Source organism: Paraburkholderia sp. A3BS-1L (assembly GCF_051125215.1).
Taxonomy (GTDB): Bacteria; Pseudomonadota; Gammaproteobacteria; order Burkholderiales; family Burkholderiaceae; genus Paraburkholderia.
In genome coordinates this window covers 765,367-783,133 of the sequence record NZ_CP120444.1, presented here as the reverse complement: position 1 = coordinate 783,133, position 17,767 = coordinate 765,367, and the positions used below count along the sequence as shown (strand labels likewise).

Genomic DNA, 17,767 nt, shown 5'->3' with positions numbered 1-17,767 from the left:
GCGAAACAGAAGTGGCAATGTGCCGGGCCTATGCGTCGAGGCGATGAACGACAACTTTCAATTACATTCTGTTACATGCGGCGCGCGGCAAGAGGGTGGTGCGAGAGAAGGCGCAACTGCTCGCCGAATTCACATTCCCATTAACCGAAGCTGGCAAGCGGGTCACCCACAGATGCAGGCTGGACCCGATAGGGGCCCCGAGCGAAGCTCTCAGCCTCTCCGAGCACCGCACGACCGACAAGAAGAACGGCGACGGCACGCGTGGGTGCTCTGAGGAGTCCGATCAGAATTCAATACAGCGGACCCGCCACCACCGCAGCGACGAAACCGGCGAGCACAGTGACCGCATGTGTTTCATCGCGGTCGTCGACGGTGCGCCATGCCAGAACATGTGGCCCGGCGGCCGAGCGTTCTAATGCCGATTGAGTGAAAATAGGCGCGGAGACAAAAACGATATCGGGAAAGATAATGAACTTCAAGAGACTTGTGGTGGCGCTTGCAGTGACCATCGCGCTGCCGGTATTGAGCACAGCGGCAGCGTATGCCCAGTCAACGCAGCAGCCTAAGCAAACGCAAAAGGAGCCGGCATCCCCGGGCCGTACGATTGCCATGCAAGGCACCGCCAACGGCGTCCCGGCATGCATTAGCTGCCATGGTGCGAGTGGCGAAGGCAACGCGGCAGCGGGATTCCCGCGGCTCGCCGGCGTGGGCGCGGACTATTTCGAAGCGCAACTTGCAGCATTCGCCGACGGCAGCCGCGAGAACGCCGTGATGCAACCGTTCGCGAAGAGCATGTCTGCCAGCGAGCGCACCGCCGTGGCGCAGTATTTCAGCAGCCTGCCCGCGCCGAAGGGTATACGCACGCAAGATCCGTCCGAGGTCGCGCCATCCGATAGCGGTGCATGGCTCGCCACGCGAGGCCGCTGGCAGGAAGGCCTGCCCGCGTGCGTGCAATGCCATGGGCCAGGCGGCGCGGGCGTCGGCGCCGCGTTCCCGCCGCTGGCGGGACAGCCCGCGGCGTATATCGAAGCACAGCTCAACGCCTGGAAGAACGGCAAGCGGCCACCCGGCACGCTCGCGCTAATGCCGGCCGTCGCGAGCAAGCTGAGCGACGCCGACATGCACGCCGTCGCGCTGTACTACGCGCAACAGCCTTCGCCCGAAGCGGGCGCAGCGGCTGCGGCTTCACAGGCATCGGGACAAGCCGCTGCACAACCGCCTTCACAACCAGCTTCACAACCTCAGGCGAATACCGGCGAGCACGCCACGCCATTCCAGCCGCCGCCCGAAAGCGCCATGCCCGCAGGCGACTTCGGCAAATCGGTGAAGCTCGGCGAGCAAATCTTCCGCAACACCGGCCAATACGCGGGCAAGTTCGTGGGCAATTCGCTGAGCTGCGCGAACTGCCACCTCGATGCAGGCCGCAAGGCCAATTCGAGTCCGCTCTGGGCCGCCTTCGTTTCGTACCCGGCGTATCGCGCCAAGAACGGGCACGTGAACACGTTCGCCGAACGGCTGCAAGGCTGCTTCAACTACAGCATGAACGGCAAGGCGCCGCCGCTGGGCGATCCGGTGCTGGTCGCGCTGGAAAGCTACTCGTACTGGCTGGCCACGGGCGCGCCTGTGGGCGGCAAGGTGGCTGGCAGGGGCTATCCGAAGCTGCCCGCGCCCGCACAGAAAGCGGACTACGCACGCGGCACCAAGGTCTATGAGCAGCATTGCGCGGCATGCCACGGCGCGGATGGGCAGGGCAGAACGAGCAATGACCACACGGTGTTCCCGCCGCTATGGGGCGCGCGTTCGTTCAACTGGGGCGCGGGCATGCACGAGACACAAAACGCCGCCGGCTTCATCAAGGCGAACATGCCGCTGGGTCTCGGCGGCACGCTAACGGATCAGGAAGCCTGGGACGTGGCGACGTTCATGGACAGCCACGAGCGGCCGCAGGATCCACGCTTCAAGGGTTCGGTCGCGCAAACGCGCGCGAAGTATCACGACACGCCGAACTCGCTGTATGGCACGGTGGTGAATGGCCATCTGCTTGGCAGTCCTTGAGTGCAGTCCTTTTAGCGATCTGGAGGCGGGCCGTTCTGGCCCGCCTCCGGCTCAAAGTCTGAATTGCCGGAAATCGGGCGGCGACGTTTCATCGGCGTGCCGGAATGCGCGATTGAAATCTGATGCGCTATTAAAGCCCAATTCATAGGCGATTTTGGTCCCGGCTTTGCGGGGATAACGGCGCAGGTCCTCCATTTGCCTGGCCGATGCACTGACGCCATGCGGACCATTTTTCACCAACACATGGCATTTCATATTTCGGAAATCCCCGAAATCAACGCATTGCGCCACTTTGCGCGCGCGCCCTATTTAGAATTCGATGTGAGCGCCAGGTGTTCCATGCCTGGCATGCCCTTCGATGATGCATTCCGCTTACAAAATGCACGGAATGACCCAGGATGCATGAATATAAGGGTTTATACCTAAGTACTCTTCCACAAAATTGTTAAATTCTCCGCTTAGAATGAACCCTCTAATTTCGGTGCAGCCGTGGAGGGGAAATTCTTCGCGCCGCGCTGATCGTAGTGTTTTAGGGTCGTGTTGGATGGCGGCCCGCAATTCATCCATTTAGCATCACTAATCATGAGGCATTGCCGATGACCGAGTCCGTGACCTTTTCCGCACCCGATCGTCTCCGCGCCCATTATGAGTCTGGCGTCGCGGTATTTTTTGCACTGGCTCGCCCGGCGTTCGAAAGCTTTGAGGCAACTGTCGCGCTCAATCTGCAGACGGTTCGCACGGCCATTGCCGATAACGAGGCCGCGCTGAAGAGCGCGCTACAAAGCGGCAATCCCGTGGAGCTTTTCACGCAGCAACTGAATGCTTCGCAGCAGGCTGCTTCGAAGGCGATCTCGTATGGGCGCAAGGTTTTCGATATCGCGGCCCATGCGCATGCCGAATGGACCCAGGTCGTGCAGGCGCAATCCGAGCGCCAGGAGCAGTGCGTCAAGGCGCTGGCCGAACGCTTCTCGCAAGGCGCGCCCGCTGGTGCGGAGCCGTTTGTGGCTGCCATGAACTCGACGTTTGCCGCTTATGGCAACGCTGCCGATTCTGTGCGCACGATGACCCGCAAGGCTATCGAGGCCGCGCAGGGCAAATTCGACAAGGTCGCCGCCGCTACGCAGCGCGCGACGCAAACGGGGCCGGCTGCGAACTGATCGCTACGGCGCTGATCCCTCACGGCGCGGCGCGGCTGCAAATCGATACGATTGCGCCGCGCCATCCGCTCCCCTCCACGCTTTTAATCCATACCAATACGTCGCGCATATTTAATGCGCGCATTCTCTGATTTGTCATATTTGTGTGACAAGACGCAGCTACGCTTCTTGAGAAGTAGCTGTGGCGCCGCTTCGTTTGCTGCGGCGCCGTATGGCGCAGGCACCATGAATATTTTTAACGCAGGAGTGGAAATTGACTGACATCGTGATCGTTTCGGCCGCGCGTACCGCGGTGGGCAAATTCGGCGGTTCGCTGGCAAAGATTGCCGCGCCCGATCTGGGCGCGCTGGTCATCAAGGCGGCGCTGGAACGCGCGGGCGTGAAGCCCGAGCAGGTGAGCGACGTGATCATGGGTCAGGTGCTGACCGCGGGTTCGGGCCAGAACGTTGCGCGCCAGGCGTCGCTCAAGGCCGGGCTGCCCGCAGCGGTGCCCGCCATGACGATCAACAAGGTGTGCGGCTCGGGCCTGAAGGCGGTGATGCTCGCGGCCAACGCGATTATCGCGGGCGATTCGGAGATCGTCGTGGCCGGCGGCCAGGAGAACATGAGCGCGGCGCCACACGTGCTGCCGGGCTCGCGCGACGGCTTCCGCATGGGTGACGCGAAGCTCGTCGACACCATGATCGTCGATGGTCTGTGGGACGTTTACAACCAGTACCACATGGGCGTGACTGCGGAAAACGTCGCGAAGGAATACGGCATCACGCGCGAAGAGCAGGACGCATTCGCGGCGCTGTCGCAGAACAAGGCGGAAGCCGCGCAGAAGGCGGGCCGCTTCGACGCGGAAATCGTGCCGGTGGAAATTCCGCAGCGCAAGGGCGATCCGCTGGTGTTCAAGACCGACGAATTCGTGCGTCACGGCGTGACGGCGGAGTCGCTCGCGGGCCTGAAGCCGGCGTTCTCGAAGGAAGGCACGGTGACGGCGGCCAACGCGTCGGGGCTGAACGACGGCGCGGCGGCGGTGGTGGTGATGTCGGCGAAGAAGGCCGAGGCGCTGGGCCTCACGCCGCTTGCGCGCATCAAGGCGTATGCGGCGGGCGGCGTGGATCCGAAGGTGATGGGCATGGGCCCGGTGCCGGCATCGAAGCGAGCGCTGGAGCGCGCGGGCTGGTCGGCTAGCGACCTCGATCTCATGGAGATCAACGAGGCGTTCGCGGCGCAGGCGCTGGCCGTGAACAAGCAGATGGGCTGGGACACGTCGAAGATCAACGTGAACGGTGGCGCGATTGCGATTGGTCACCCGATCGGCGCATCGGGCTGCCGGATTCTGGTGACGCTGCTGCACGAGATGCAGCGCCGTGATGCAAAGCGCGGTCTGGCCTCGCTGTGCATCGGTGGCGGCATGGGCGTGGCGCTTGCGCTCGAGCGCGCTTGAGCTCGATTGAACACGATTGAACCGGGCAACGCGCGCCTGATCCGCTGATCGGGCCGCATTGAAGTCAAACGGTTTGCCCGCGCGGCACGAGATGTGCCCTGGCGGGCAAACCGGACAAGATTCGCGCAACATTAGACGGACACAATAAGCCGCGCGATCTTGCCCGAGTGGTCTTCGCCTCGCATGCGAGGATGCCGGGCATGCAAGAAGTGGCGTTTCAACAACGGTACGCCATGTGGATCATTGAAATTTTCTCTCGCGGATAGAAAGGATGACTAAGCGTATTGCATTGGTAACAGGTGGCATGGGCGGTCTCGGTGAGGCGATTAGCGTCCGTTTGCATGACGCGGGCTATACGGTCGTCGTCACGCACTCGCCGGACAATGCTGGTGTCAAAGACTGGCTGGCCAGAATGAAGGAGACGGGCCGCGATTTCCACGCGTATTCCATCGACGTTGCCGACTACGATTCGTGCCAGCGCGGCGCGCAGAAGATCAAGAACGAAGTCGGCCCCGTCGACATTCTGATCAACAATGCGGGCATCACGCGCGACATGACCTTCAAGAAGATGGACAAGGTCAACTGGGATATGGTCCTGCGCACCAATCTGGACTCCATCTTCAATATCTCGAAGCCGCTGTGCGACAGCATGGTTGAGCACGGCTGGGGCCGCATCATCAATATTTCGTCGGTGAACGGCTCCAAGGGCGCCGTGGGCCAGACGAACTATGCAGCGGCGAAGGCCGGCATGCACGGCTTCACGAAATCGCTCGCACTCGAAGTCGCTCGCAAGGGCGTGACGGTGAACACGATTTCGCCGGGCTATCTTGCAACGAAGATGGTAACCGCCATTCCGCAGGAGATTCTCGATACGAAGATCATCCCGCAGATCCCGATGGGCCGTCTCGGCAGCCCGAATGAAGTTGCCGCGCTCGTGCTGTTCCTCTGCTCGGACGACGCCAGCTTCGTGACCGGCGCGAATATCCCCATCAACGGCGGCCAGCACATGCAGTAACGCTGTACTCGTCTCATTTCGCCGCAAGCCGCGCCGGCCGTCCTGGCCGGCGTAGTTTGCGGCGTGTTCCGCGTGGGCGACTGCCGCGCGAAGGCCGCGCAGTCCTGCGTTCGAGGCCGATCCAATCCGTAGCACCTCCCCCACTTCGACATCTTCGGCAAGCCGCCGCGGAATCACCAGAACGCGATCGTCAATGGCGCGGCGTTCGGCGCCGACTACTGCACGCGCATGGCAGTGGTGAGGTCCAACATTCTCGTCAACAAGAGCCGCGAAACCCAATACCAATACCAATACCTCTAGCTGGCTGCCCCGCATTTGCTGAAATAACGTGTAATCGTCATTGCGCGAAGGCGATCATCCGCACTTGAAACGGGCTAAAAGCGCCGCCTGTCATTTCGCAAGTCCACAGCGTTTCGCGACAAACTCGAATTTTCTCGAAATCCACATCGTGCGGCCCAAATCAGTTGTGTGCGGACCGGCTTGCGACTATCGTGCAAGTAGATATCGTCGAGTGAAAGGATTTGGAAGAATTCGATATCGAAATTGCCATGGATTGAGTCTGCGAATCGTTGGGCCAATAGCAGTCAATTTGCATGTATTGCCGCTTTGCCGTCATAATTGGGTATGCCATGATGGCATTGCCTATATGGGCCAAGCCAAACTTCGACATGCAAACGAAGTTCAAACAGCTGCTTGGGGGTGGGATTCCTGACAGGGAGAATGAGTATGGTTACGTTGGACGCAATCAAGCTGAAGATTGCAAAGCTTGAGAAACAGGCGGTAGCGATTGCCGAAAAGCAATCGTCCATCGGTCTCGCGAGAATTCGCGATCTGATGCAAAAGCACGGTTTGAGCGTTGCCGATATCGAGCGCTTCGTTGGCAAAAGACGCGGCCGCAGGCCCGGCGTCAAGGCTGCGAATGGCGCAGCGAAAGCGCTGCATCCCAACGCACATCCGGTCGCGGCGAAATACGCCGATCCGAAAACCGGCGCAACCTGGAGCGGACGCGGGCGTGCACCCGCCTGGATTCGCGATGCCAAGGACCGCTCGAAATTCCTGATCACGGCGGGCGCGGCGCCCAGGGCGGCATCGGCCAAAGCCGCTGGCGCGAAGAAGGCCGTGGTGAAACGTGCGGCAGCAAAAAAGGCTGGCGCAAAAACCACCGCCGTTAAAAAAGCAGCGGCTGGCAGGCCTGGGCGCAAGAAAGCTGCTCCCGCAAAGAAAGCTGCAGCAACGCGCAAGATGCCTGCAAGAAAGACACGCGCATCCGCGCCGGCCGCCGCAGCGCCCGCAACTGCAGCCTGATCCTTCTCTGATCGAACGGCTGGATCAAGCTGTTCGATAACTCACCTGACCGTAGCCGGTGTCGCGCCATTCCCGAACGGGACAGCGCAACACAGGCTACCGGTGTCGCCGCAGATCGACTGGCGGCATCTTTTTTCCATCATCCTCAATTAACAATTTCCGCAATGCTGGGCCCGATTATTTCGGCCAGCATTTGCGTCATTACCATTTGCGCGCGGCAATTTCTGAAAGGAAGGTGTAATCGGTGCGGCGCGCAATCAGAATGTATAGGTGAGTTTGCCGAACGCGGTCCGGCCGAGGCTGTTATAGCCGTACGTGGTCATGTACTGCCGGTTGAACAGATTCGAGATCGACGCGGACAGCAACAGGTGCGCATTCACCTTATACGAAGCACGCAGGCTCACCGTCGTGTACGACGGCAAATACAGCGTATTGAACTGATCGTCGAAGGTCGAGCCGCCGTAAAGCAATGACACGCCGGTGCTGAGCGCGTGGAGGTTGAATTCGTCCCACGTATGGTCGACGCTCAGGCTCACGGTTTGGCGCGGGCGGCGATTGAGCCAGGTCTGGTCGGTCACGTCCTGCGGATTCAGAATGCCGATCGCCAGACTCACGGGTGTGGACGCCCCGAGCGTGCCCTTGTACGAGAGGTCGAGCCCCTGAATGTGCGCACGCCCGACGTTTACGGGCAGAAAGGTCTGCGAATCGTAGGTGATGAGGTCGTGCACGCGCGTGTCGTACACGGCGGCCGTGAAGGTGCCGTACGACGTGTTGGCATCGAGCGCCGCTTCGATCGTGTCGCTGCGTTCTGGCTGGAGGTTGGGGTTCGCGTAGCCCGGATAGTACAGATCGTTGAAGGTCGGCAGCCGGAACGCATTGCCATAGGAAACGCGCGCTGTGTAGACCGGCGTGATCGCCCACGAGAGCGCGGCGTTGCCCGTATTGACGGCCTGCCCCTGGACGATCTCGTGGCGTCCGGCGAGGAACAGCGTCACGTCGCCGAGCGTTGCCGACTGGTGCAAAGAGACTGCGGAGTCGTTGCGCGCCGGCAAGCCGCTGGGCACCTCGACGGGCAAGTACGCCAGTTCGCGCGAGAAGTCGTAGGCGAGCTTGGTTTCGCCTGAAAGCGGCTGCCCGAACAGCGTGTGCCCACGCTCCTGATGCGTGATCGAAGTCGACGTGGAGAAGCGCGTCGAGTCGAATTGATCGGTCGGTATCGCGGGATCGTTCGAGTAGATGAACTGGCGATCGGTCGCGTAGCCCACCGACTGGTCGAATTGCGTGAACGGCGTGATGTCGAGGTGAAACGCCGCGCCGGTCGTGAGTTGATGGTCGCGCTGCCGGTCGTTGCCGCCCGCGTTGTCATAGGACAGATCGGACTGGTGATACAGCGCAAATGTGGAAATCGACCAGTTGTCGTGCGCATAGCCAAGCCGCCCATTCACGTCCTGGGCGTGATACGGATTGCGGCCGTCCTCGTGACCGTAGGCCCAGGGCCGGGTCGCGTCGATGCCCGCGGTGTTGTAGTCGTGCAGCCCCAGTGAATACGTGAGGCCTTCGAGCGCCGCGAGCGGTCCGCTCGAGGGCACGGTGCCCGAGGTGCTCAGCATCGTGTCGAAGGTCTTGTTGGACCCGCCGCCGAACGACACCGTGGTCCGGTTCGGCTGATTCGACGCGTGGCGCGTGAAGAGTTGCACGACGCCGCCCACGGCGTCCGCGCCGAACGAGGCGGCAGCGGGGCCCGAGATCACCTCGACGCGGTCGAACGCATCGGTCGGCAGGTCGGCCCATTCGGGCATGCCCGTGGTCACGGAGCCAATGCGGATCCCGTCGATGAACACGGCCACCTGCTCGGGCGACGAGCCGCGAATGCTCACCGAAGCCAGCGAGCCCGGCCCGCCGCTTTGCGACACGGTCACGCCCGGCAGCGTGGCGAGCGCCTGCGTGATGCTCGGGTCGGCGGGCGAGAGGCGGTCGAGGTCTTCGCGCGTGAGCACCTGCGTGCTCGCGTAGCGCTGGTCGAACGATTGCGGCAGATGCTGGGTGTCGCCGACCACGAGGATGTTCGACAGCGTGGTGTCGTTGTCCGAGGCGGCGGATTCGGCGGATTCGGCGGATTCGGCGGATGCGGCGGCGGCCGGCGGCTGCGTCGCGGGCATCGTGGGCGGTACGGGCGTCACGGGCGCGGCAGCGGCAGCGCTGTGCCATGCATAAACGCTCATGGCGCACGCGGCGGCGAGATGGCGGAGTTTCGGCCGGCGGTCTTGTCCGGAGCCGCCGGGAGCCGGCGGAATGTAGCTTGTGCGCTGGCCAAAGCGTTCGTCAATGCAGCGGCAACGGGCTTCCTGGGCGGAAGCCGTTTCAATCGTGGTGGACATGCAACTGATCCTGAGGTCGGGCTGTCCTTGCAACGGGCGACCGCGCACGGGCGGTGCTTGCGCATCGGGACACCCCGCCCCGTGCGGCTGCTTGGACCTCGGTCGATGGCAGGTCTCCTGGCTCGCGGGTCGACGCCCCTTGCCGGCCTTCCCGGTTTCCCAGTGGCGCGTTTGGCATGGACTTGCCGCTCACAGTTGCGGGGGCAGCCGCAGACTCGGGGTCGGGCGGCCCCACTGCGTTCCCTTTTGATCCCGTCGCCGGGAACCATCAGGGCGCAAGGGTAATGGCCGCGCGTGGCGGGCGTCAACCCGATATGCATCGGGCGTTGTGAAAACGCCCTTGGGCGCGGGCCCAAGGGCACGGCGATTCAGCCCCGAGGCCTAATTCCAGTCCAGCGCGCCGCCCGTCTGATACTCGGTCACGCGAGTTTCGAAGAAATTCTTCTCCTTGCGCAAATTGGCCTGCTCGTCGAGCCAGGGCAGCACGTTTTCGGCACCGGGAAACGGCGCGGGCATCCCCAACTGACCCGCGCGACGGTTCGCGATGTAGCGGAACTGTGCGCAATGCAAATCGGCCGAGTAACCCAGAATCGGCTCGCGCAGGATATAGCCCGCATAAGCCGTTTCCGCCGCATCGGCTTCTTCCCAGATCCGTTGCACGGCGCGCGGATCGAGTTGCAGGTTCTCCTCTTCCAGTAGCTGCCGGATGACGCGGATGCCAAAGCCGCAATGCAGCACCTCGTCGCGCATGATGTACTGGAACTGCTGCGCGGTCGCCTTCATCAACCCGCGCCGCTGGAGCGCGAATACCGGCGTAAAGCCGTTGTAGAACCAGCAGCCCTCGAACACGGCCGCGAAAAACAGGTAGGCGAGCGCGAATTCGTGCAGCGTGTCGCGGTTCGAGAGGTCGAGGCCGGGCGCCAGAATGCGTTCGAGCCGCTGGTTCGCGAGCGCGATCTTGGCGTGAATTTCGGGCACGACGCGATAGCGGTTATAGATTTCCTGTTGGTCAAGCCCGAGCGTTTCGATGCAGTGCTGGTAAGTCCAGGTATGCAACGCTTCTTCGTAGACCTGGCGAGCCTGATAGATTTGCAATTCGGGCGCGGTCATCTTTTCCATTACCGCGAGCCCGATATTGCGCATCGCCAGAATGTCCGACGTGGTGAGGTAGGCGAGCACGTTTTCGAAAACGTGTCGTTCCGTTTCGGTCAGGCGCTGCTGGTAATCGTGCACGTCGTCGCTCATGGAAATTTCGAGCGGCGTCCAGTGATTGCGGTTCGCGCTCAGAAAGCACTCCCACGCCCACGGATAGCGAAACGGCGCGAGCTGATTGATATCTCCGCGGCCGTTGACGACGCGCTTGTCTTCGGCGCGCGTGGCTTGCTGCTGCGCATGGGTTTTGCCGTTGCTGGTCATGGCTCAGAGCCCCCCCGCCAGGTAAGCGGCCACGCCTCGCTTGAAGGGACGCAGATGATCGCCCGCGCGCAACAGGACATCGCGCGCCAGGCGTGCAGGCAGATGATCCCGCGTGTAGATCGACGCGATCATGCCGGTGATCAGATAGAGTGGGCGCGTTGCCAGACGATGCTTGTGCTCGTAGCGCCGCAACAGCGCATCGGACGCGTAGTCGCGCCCGGCGAGGCAGGCTTCGCGAATCGAGCCGGCGAGCGTGCCGACGCCCGACAAGCCAAGGTTGAAGCCGTGCGCCGTGACCGGATGCATGCCCACCGCTGCATCGCCCACCGCCGCGAAGCGTCGCGCCACGAAATGCTCCGGATAAACCGCGACCAGCGGATACGCGTGTCGCGTCGTGACCAGTTCCATCTTGCCGAGGCGGTGGTCGAAGCGGCGCTCGATTTCGTCGGCGAAGGTGCGCGCGTCCGCGTGTTTGAGCCGCTCGATTTCGCGGCCCGTGAGCGTGAGCACCACGGAAGACTGGAACGCGCCGGACGCCGGGTGCGGATTCATGGGCAGCAACGCGAGCGTCTGGCCATACCCGAACCATTCCCACGCGGCATGATGATGCGGCTTTTCGTGCGTCATGCCACACACCAGCATCGTCTTGCCGAAGTCGCGCATCCGCGCGGAGATGCCCATCATCCGCCTCGTGGACGAAAACCGGCTGTCCGCCGCCACGATCAGGCGCGTTTCGATCGATGCCCCGCCCTCGAGCTGCACGGTGGCGCAGTGGTCGTCGGACTTGACGCCGACCACGCGTTGGGACGTGCGGACGTCGATGTCCGCGCCGTCTTCCTTCGCGCATTGCACCGCTTCGAAGGCGGCCTTGCGAATCTGGTGATTGGCGACCAGCCAGCCGAGTTCGTCGTGCGGGCTCAGGTCGCGCCCGATCTCGAGTGCGTACGAAGACTTGCCGTTGAAAACGCGTGCGTCGAGCAGACGCGACTTCGACTGGCTCTCGATGCGCTCCCATAGTCCAAGCTGTTTCAGCATGCCCACTGATTTATGCGTGAGCGCGATTTCACGTCCGTCAAAGTCTGGATTGCGAAGTTCATCCTCACTCTGCTGATCGACGATCACGATTTTCAGGCCTGTTCCAGCGAGCGAACGGGCGAAGCACAGACCCGCCGGGCCAGCCCCCACAACGACGATATCGGCTTTCACCGGGATCCTCCCATCGATATTCAAATCACCAACGCTGCGTGCTCCGCCATGCACGAACGCCGTGCGGCGGGCTGCGAACGTCGCCATGCCCTGGTGCGAGTCCGGTGCGAATCCGCTTGCAGTGGTCGCTGCGGGTGCGAACGCGGGCTCGCAGACCTTAGGGGCTGTTTACATTCGATGAAATGTGTTTACATCTTGTCTTTTGCGCGAGCAGGCCAAGATGATTCGAACGTTATTGAGCGATGAAGTATGGGCACGAATCGAATCCGTCTTGCCGGGCAAGGAAGGCGATCCAGGGCGAACGGCGACCGACAATCGTTGGTTTGTCGAAGCTGTCCTCTGGATCGGCCGGACCGGCTGCCCGTGGCGCGATTTGCCGAAGGCGTTCGGCCGATGGCATACGGTGTACATGCGTTTCTCCCGGTGGCGTCGCAAGGGTGTGTGGGAAACCGTGATCCACGCTGTGGCCGACGAAACCGAGATCAAGCATGTGTTGATCGATTCGACCATCGTGCGCGCGCACCAGCATTCGTCCGGAGCTCGAAAAAAAACGGTCCGCAAGCGCTCGGTCGCTCGCGAGGTGGATTGACCACCAAGTTGCACCTGGCTGTCGATGACGCCGGACGCCCCCTGCGGTTGATTGCCACCGAGGGACAAGTTTCCGATATTACGTGCGCGAATGAACTGGTTGAGCATTTGCGCACCGGTGCGGTCATCGCTGACAAGGGCTACGACTCGAACGCCTTTGTGGAAAGTATCCGCACTACGCGTGCGAAGGCCGTAATCCCGCCGCGTTCGAACCGGAAGACCAAGCGTCGCTATAGCCGCGTGCTGTATCGGACTCGGAACATCGTCGAACGCTTTTTCAGTCGCATCAAACATTTTCGTCGTGTCGCCACTCGCTACGACAAGCTCGCAGGGAACTATCTCGCCTTCGCTTCGCTTGCCTGTGCCTTTGGACCGCTCGTGAGAATGTGAACAGAACCTAGAGAGCGCCGGCGCCGCTGTCCATCCTGCGTGAGGATGGGGTGCGGGTGCGCGCTTGCTTCTTTCGGACTAGTCCGTCTTGCGTATTCCGGTTGCAGGGCGCATTCGGTTAAATGCGGAGCGCGCCGATCCCCGCACGGGCGACCGGCAATCTATCCCGGATAGCGGCATGGCCGATAGCGACGGATTGCCCTGCGCTGGCGATGTTTGAGACATCCTTGCGGTTATCGAGTGCGCCAATCCGGGCGCGAGGCAGCGGAGAGCGAAACATGAGCAAGACCTCAAGATCGCTGCGATGGCGGGCAGCAACCATGAAAAAAAACGCGCAAAAACCACCAAAAAACCACGAAAAAACCGCGCAACAACCGCGCAACAACCGCGCAACAACCGCGCAACAACCGCGCAACAACCGCGCAACAACCGCGAAAATCAGTCTGCAACGATGTCGGCACCATAAATAAAGGATTCCAAATTATTTGCAGGATTGCCCGCCCGCCATGCCGGCACGTGCACGCATCCCATTTTGAGATGACTGTGCGGCCAATCGGGTTAGCGTTGCCCTACGAGCGCCTGCTTGAAATGCGATTGCCGGCGCTGGCCGGGGACCTAGTCGACAATGCCTGCATCCCGGCTACTGGGCAGGCTTTCCTGAGAGGAGACCAGCATGCGGGAAAGAGGGGAGGTAGCAGCTCGGCTGATCGATGTGATGCAAGAGGGCGTCTGCGGTACGGCAACGGAACTGGCGGCGCGCGTGAGGATCGACGCGCGCAGCGTACGGGCCGTTTTGCGCATGTGGCTTGACGCGGGAATCGTGCATGTGGTCGAGGAGGTCGCGCCTGGCCGTGCGCGCGTGTTTCGCTACGGCGGGACCGCGCAGCCAGCCGGTTGCCTGCCGGGCGCGATGCGCGACCGCTCGCGCCGGGCGCCCACGATTCCCGTGGACCGCTGGCCCCAGCTCGATTCGGAACTGGCCGCCGCAGTCGATGCGATGATCCGCGTGCGTGGAGTGGCGCGCGTCCATTAGCTCGCTTGCACGACTGCTCGGCCTCTCACGCGGGCGGAACGCAAATATCGGTTTGCCACTGGTCCTGCGGGGTTTCCGGCCAGGCGCTCAGGTAGTGGGTGCGGGCTGCACGCGCTCGGGGGCGGGCTTATACGACCGGTAACCAATCGCTCCCAAGCCAGAACTGCATGAAGCAGCGGGCTTCCCGCTCGCGGCGGATCGATCTGGCTACGACTTTCCGGCAGACGCCGCCGGGGATATTCGTTAACCCCTCGATCGCTGACCATCAAGAGTGTGTCGTTGTTCAACCGGCAATTCGAGCTTGACGGAACTCGGCAGATTTTCGTCGGTATCAACCACATGGCATTCCGGCACACGGTTATAGTGGCATACACCTTCAAGCACTCGAGATTCTTGCATATGTTCTCTGGAGCAATTTTCGACATGGACGGGTTGTTGATCGATTCGGAACGAACGATCATGAACACGTGGATAGCCGTCGGACACGAACTTGGGGTTCACATCCGCCCTGTCGACTATGTCGAGATCATCGGGAGGACGCTGCCTGAGTGCCACAGGATGCTAGCCGGAATGTTCGGCGCAGAGCCGCTCTTTCAGGCAGCACTTGCGCAAGCTCGGCAACGTTTGCAATCTCCGACGACCCCGCCGGTGTTTCCCCTGAAGCCGGGCGTCCACCGCCTGCTCACCGCATTGGCCAATGCAGGCGTCCCATGTGCCGTAGCCTCGTCATCGAGTGGCCAGGAGATTCGATCCCGGCTTGCACGGGTCGGCGTGCTCGATTTTTTTGGTGCGATTGCAGGAGGGGATGAAGTCGCCCGTGGCAAGCCGGATCCGGCCGTGTATGAGCTCGCGGCTTCTCGTCTGCGCAAGTCGCCGGGCGATTGCCTGGCGTTCGAGGATAGCGAGAACGGTGTGCTTGCCGCACATCGAGCAGGGATACGAGTTGTGACGGTGCCAGATCTAAAGCAGCCGTCGGCCGAGGTCATGGAGGTTAGCTTGACGATACTCGAGAGCCTGGATCAGGCGGTCGAGCGCGTTTCTGCGTGGTTCGGCATAGAAGCGCTTCCTGCGTGAAGGCGTCAGCCGGCAAGCCGGGCCTGACGAACAACATCGATACCTTCGCCAAACTGTTCTGCTTGTTTGCCGGGGTTTCATCGCCCCCTATCTACAGGTCGTATCCGCAGTGCCACGCGTTGCGGGAACATGCCGGCCTCGATTCCCCCGCTGCTGATTATTCACGAATCGTGTTCAATGTCTCCACGGGCCGGGGGCTTATTTCCGGCGCCCTTTGAGGCATCCTTGCAGTCATCGAGAGCGCGTCAATCCAGGCGTGCGAGGCAACGGAGAACGAGACATGAGCAAGACCTTCAAGATCGCGGCGATTCCCGGCGATGGCATTGGCCTGGAAGTGATGCCCGAAGGCGTGCGCGTGGTGCAGGCAGCGGCGGCGAAGTTCGGTCTGTCGATCGAATTCACGCATTTCGACTGGGCGAGCTGCGACTACTACCTTGAACACGGCAAGATGATGCCGGATGACTGGTTCACGACGCTCAAAAGTTTCGACGCTATTTATTTCGGCGCGGTGGGCTGGCCCGACAAGGTGCCCGATCACATCTCGCTGTGGGGCTCGTTGCTGAAGTTCCGCCGCGAATTCGACCAGTACGTGAACCTGCGCCCGGTGCGCCTTTTGCCCGGCGTGCCGTGCCCGCTCGCCAACCGCAAGCCCGGCGACATCGACTTCTTCGTGGTGCGCGAGAACACCGAAGGCGAATACAGTTCGGTGGGCGGCAAGATGTTCGAGGGCACCGATCGCGAGTTCGCGCTGCAGGAGTCGGTGTTCACGCGTCACGGCGTGGACCGCATTCTCAAGTACGCGTTCGAGCTCGCGAACCAGCGCGGCCGCAAGAAGCTCACGGCGGCCACCAAGTCCAACGGCATCTCGATCAGCATGCCGTACTGGGACGAGCGCGTGGCCGCGATGGCGCAAGCCTACCCGGACGTGAAGTGGGACAAGCAGCACATCGACATCCTGTGCGCGCGCTTCGTGCTGCAGCCGGACCGCTTCGACGTGGTGGTGGCGTCCAACCTGTTCGGCGACATTCTTTCCGACCTTGGCCCCGCATGCACGGGCACGATCGGTCTTGCGGCATCGGCGAATCTGAACCCGGAGCGCACGTTCCCGTCGCTGTTCGAGCCGGTGCATGGCTCGGCGCCGGACATCTTCGGCAAGGAGATCGCCAACCCCATCGCGATGATCTGGTCGGGTGCGATGATGCTCGAGTTCCTCGGCAACGGCGACGCGCAGTTCAAGGCCGCACATGACGCGATCATGCAGGCGATCGAAAAGGTGCTGGTGGAAGGCCCGCGCACGCCGGACATGGGCGGCGCGGCGAAGACGGCCGACGTGGGCAAGGCCGTGGCCGCCCTGATTTGAGCTTGAGTCGAGCCCTGGTCTGGGCTTTGTAGAGAACGTAATGGCTTTAGATGCGCCCGGTGTTCCAGTGCGGAACCCGGGCGCTTTTTTGTGACCAGCGGCTTACCCGGGAAAAACCCTCGATTGAATACCCTCGCCCTTGGCGTGCGCATTGGCGCGCGCCAAGGGGACCCCAATCGTGATTTTGGCCAGGCCGCCGACCGAAACCCTCACGCCTCGCCAGGCGGTTGCACAGCCGCTGCCGTCGCGCTCTGCGCCATATCCGCAGGCTGGGCCGCGCGACACAACGCCGTAAGCCATACATCCTCACCATGCGGCGCCACGCGCGCATGGCCTTGCTCCACCACGAGGCGCCACGTATCGTCCGGCAGCGAAGCGCGATACAGCACGCGATAGTCAGCCCGATGCGTGAGCGCATCGTTCACAGCCGATTCGCGCGCCGCGCGGTCGTCCGGATGAATGTGCTGCGAGAGCTCCACATAATGACGCGGCGCCTTTGCAGGATCGACGCCGAACAGTCGGCACCACTCGTCCGAAACGATCAGTTCGTCTGGCGCGCGCAGCCAGCGCCACGCGCCGATGCCCGCGATGCGCGCGGCGTCGTTGAGCAATTGCAGGTTCCGCTGCATGACGAACTCCGCTTGCTTGCGCGCGCTGACGTCGATGGTCGTGCCCACCACGCGCACGGGCCGTCCCGCGTCGTCGAGCAGCGTGGCCACGCGCGATTCGATCCAGCGGATCTGCCCATCGGGCAGGATGATGCGGAAGTCCCACACGCGCGGCGTCTTGCTGGCGACCAGCTCTTTCATCGCTTCATCGTTCAGCCAGATCGAGTCTTCGGGATGGAGGATTTCCCAGAACTCTTCGTTGCTATGGATCTCGCGGCCGTAGATTTGCGCGCAGTTGCTCGAATAGATGAGCTCGTCGGCGACCAGATTCCATTCCCACGTGACGATGCCCGCCAACTCCTGGGCCTGCTTCATGCGCGCTTCGTTCGACATGATCTCGGCCGTGTAGCGGCGGCGCAGGTCGGTCATGGGCAGCTCGGTTGTGCCCGCGATGCCGAGGTCCTTCACTGCGTTGTCGCCATAGCGCAGCCAGACCCAGTTCACGTCGAGAAACGCCGCGAGGCGGCGCAGGTTCGAATAGTCGATTTCGCCGCCGCGTGTCCACTTATGCACGGCGGGGCGTGAAATGCCGACGGCGTCGGCCACTTGCTGCAAACTCAGCTTCTTGTGCTCGAGCAGCACCTTGAGACGGAACGCGAACGTATCCTCGGACATCCATTTCCCTCTATGACGAATCGCGCGGTCAAACGGATCGAATCAATGGATCAAACGAACGGATCAAACGAG

At 62.2% G+C, this 17,767-nt stretch carries 15 protein-coding genes, 1 pseudogene and 1 riboswitch; of the genes and pseudogenes, 11 read left to right on the top strand and 5 right to left on the bottom strand.

Going from position 1 to position 17,767, the window contains the following annotated elements:
* Window positions 1-290: 290 nt before the first annotated feature.
* Window positions 291-530 carry a hypothetical protein gene (locus P5W99_RS28655; RefSeq protein ID WP_421042756.1) on the bottom strand — a complete coding sequence of 80 codons (240 nt, stop codon included), beginning with the start codon at window positions 528-530 and terminating at the stop codon, window positions 291-293.
* Here P5W99_RS28655 and P5W99_RS28650 point away from each other — a divergent pair.
* The 6 genes and pseudogenes from P5W99_RS28650 to P5W99_RS28625 form a co-directional block, all read left to right on the top strand.
* Window positions 469-828, top strand: a pseudogene (locus P5W99_RS28650) (c-type cytochrome); the annotation flags it as partial. The gene P5W99_RS28655 and the pseudogene P5W99_RS28650 overlap by 62 nt on opposite strands.
* Complete coding sequence (locus tag P5W99_RS28645) at window positions 817-2,055, top strand: c-type cytochrome (protein ID WP_421028002.1); 1,239 nt, start codon at window positions 817-819, stop codon at window positions 2,053-2,055. The pseudogene P5W99_RS28650 and the gene P5W99_RS28645, both read left to right, overlap by 12 nt.
* A 596-nt stretch (window positions 2,056-2,651) precedes the next feature.
* Complete coding sequence (gene phaP / locus P5W99_RS28640; protein ID WP_421027232.1) at window positions 2,652-3,212, top strand: TIGR01841 family phasin; 561 nt, start codon at window positions 2,652-2,654, stop codon at window positions 3,210-3,212.
* A 253-nt stretch (window positions 3,213-3,465) separates the two neighbouring features.
* Complete coding sequence (locus P5W99_RS28635) at window positions 3,466-4,647, top strand: acetyl-CoA C-acetyltransferase (protein ID WP_421024050.1); 1,182 nt, start codon at window positions 3,466-3,468, stop codon at window positions 4,645-4,647.
* Window positions 4,648-4,918: 271 nt separating this feature from the next.
* Window positions 4,919-5,662 carry an acetoacetyl-CoA reductase gene (phbB, locus tag P5W99_RS28630; protein WP_421027231.1) on the top strand — a complete coding sequence of 248 codons (744 nt, stop codon included), beginning with the start codon at window positions 4,919-4,921 and terminating at the stop codon, window positions 5,660-5,662.
* A gap of 726 nt (window positions 5,663-6,388) precedes the next feature.
* Window positions 6,389-6,967 carry an H-NS histone family protein gene (locus P5W99_RS28625; RefSeq protein ID WP_421027230.1) on the top strand — a complete coding sequence of 193 codons (579 nt, stop codon included), beginning with the start codon at window positions 6,389-6,391 and terminating at the stop codon, window positions 6,965-6,967.
* 257 nt (window positions 6,968-7,224) lie between these two features.
* On the opposite strand, the gene P5W99_RS28620 is transcribed toward P5W99_RS28625, so the two are convergent.
* The 3 genes from P5W99_RS28620 to ubiM form a co-directional block, all read right to left on the bottom strand.
* The gene (locus tag P5W99_RS28620; RefSeq protein ID WP_434665372.1) at window positions 7,225-9,126 is read right to left on the bottom strand and encodes a TonB-dependent receptor domain-containing protein; all 1,902 of its coding nucleotides are present in this window, start codon (window positions 9,124-9,126) and stop codon (window positions 7,225-7,227) included.
* 309 nt (window positions 9,127-9,435) lie between these two features.
* A riboswitch (cobalamin riboswitch) is annotated at window positions 9,436-9,630 on the bottom strand.
* A 96-nt stretch (window positions 9,631-9,726) separates the two neighbouring features.
* Complete coding sequence (locus tag P5W99_RS28615; RefSeq protein ID WP_421027229.1) at window positions 9,727-10,761, bottom strand: ribonucleotide-diphosphate reductase subunit beta; 1,035 nt, start codon at window positions 10,759-10,761, stop codon at window positions 9,727-9,729.
* A 3-nt stretch (window positions 10,762-10,764) separates the two neighbouring features.
* Window positions 10,765-11,967, bottom strand: a complete 1,203-nt coding sequence (ubiM, locus tag P5W99_RS28610; protein ID WP_421027228.1) for a 5-demethoxyubiquinol-8 5-hydroxylase UbiM — start codon at window positions 11,965-11,967, stop codon at window positions 10,765-10,767.
* A 220-nt stretch (window positions 11,968-12,187) separates the two neighbouring features.
* Here ubiM and P5W99_RS28605 point away from each other — a divergent pair.
* The 5 genes from P5W99_RS28605 (at window position 12,188) to P5W99_RS28585 (ending at window position 16,412) form a co-directional block, all read left to right on the top strand.
* Window positions 12,188-12,945, top strand: a protein-coding gene (locus P5W99_RS28605; protein WP_434664585.1) for an IS5 family transposase whose coding sequence is annotated in 2 segments (ribosomal slippage) — window positions 12,188-12,509 and window positions 12,509-12,945 — 759 coding nt in all. Because the reading frame shifts where the segments join, the coding sequence is not laid out codon by codon here.
* 278 nt (window positions 12,946-13,223) lie between these two features.
* On the top strand, window positions 13,224-13,415 hold the full coding sequence (locus tag P5W99_RS28600; RefSeq protein ID WP_434664583.1) for a hypothetical protein: 192 nt from the start codon (window positions 13,224-13,226) through the stop codon (window positions 13,413-13,415).
* Between the two features lie 203 nt (window positions 13,416-13,618).
* Window positions 13,619-13,978, top strand: coding sequence for a hypothetical protein (locus P5W99_RS28595; protein WP_421027226.1), 360 nt, complete (start codon window positions 13,619-13,621; stop codon window positions 13,976-13,978).
* A 399-nt stretch (window positions 13,979-14,377) separates the two neighbouring features.
* Entirely contained in the window at window positions 14,378-15,052 is a 675-nt protein-coding gene (locus tag P5W99_RS28590; RefSeq protein WP_421028000.1) for an HAD family hydrolase, read from the top strand.
* 280 nt (window positions 15,053-15,332) lie between these two features.
* Entirely contained in the window at window positions 15,333-16,412 is a 1,080-nt protein-coding gene (locus P5W99_RS28585; protein ID WP_421027225.1) for a tartrate dehydrogenase, read from the top strand.
* Window positions 16,413-16,621: 209 nt separating this feature from the next.
* On the opposite strand, the gene P5W99_RS28580 is transcribed toward P5W99_RS28585, so the two are convergent.
* Window positions 16,622-17,695, bottom strand: coding sequence for a PAS domain-containing protein (locus tag P5W99_RS28580; RefSeq protein ID WP_421027224.1), 1,074 nt, complete (start codon window positions 17,693-17,695; stop codon window positions 16,622-16,624).
* Window positions 17,696-17,767: the final 72 nt, after the last annotated feature.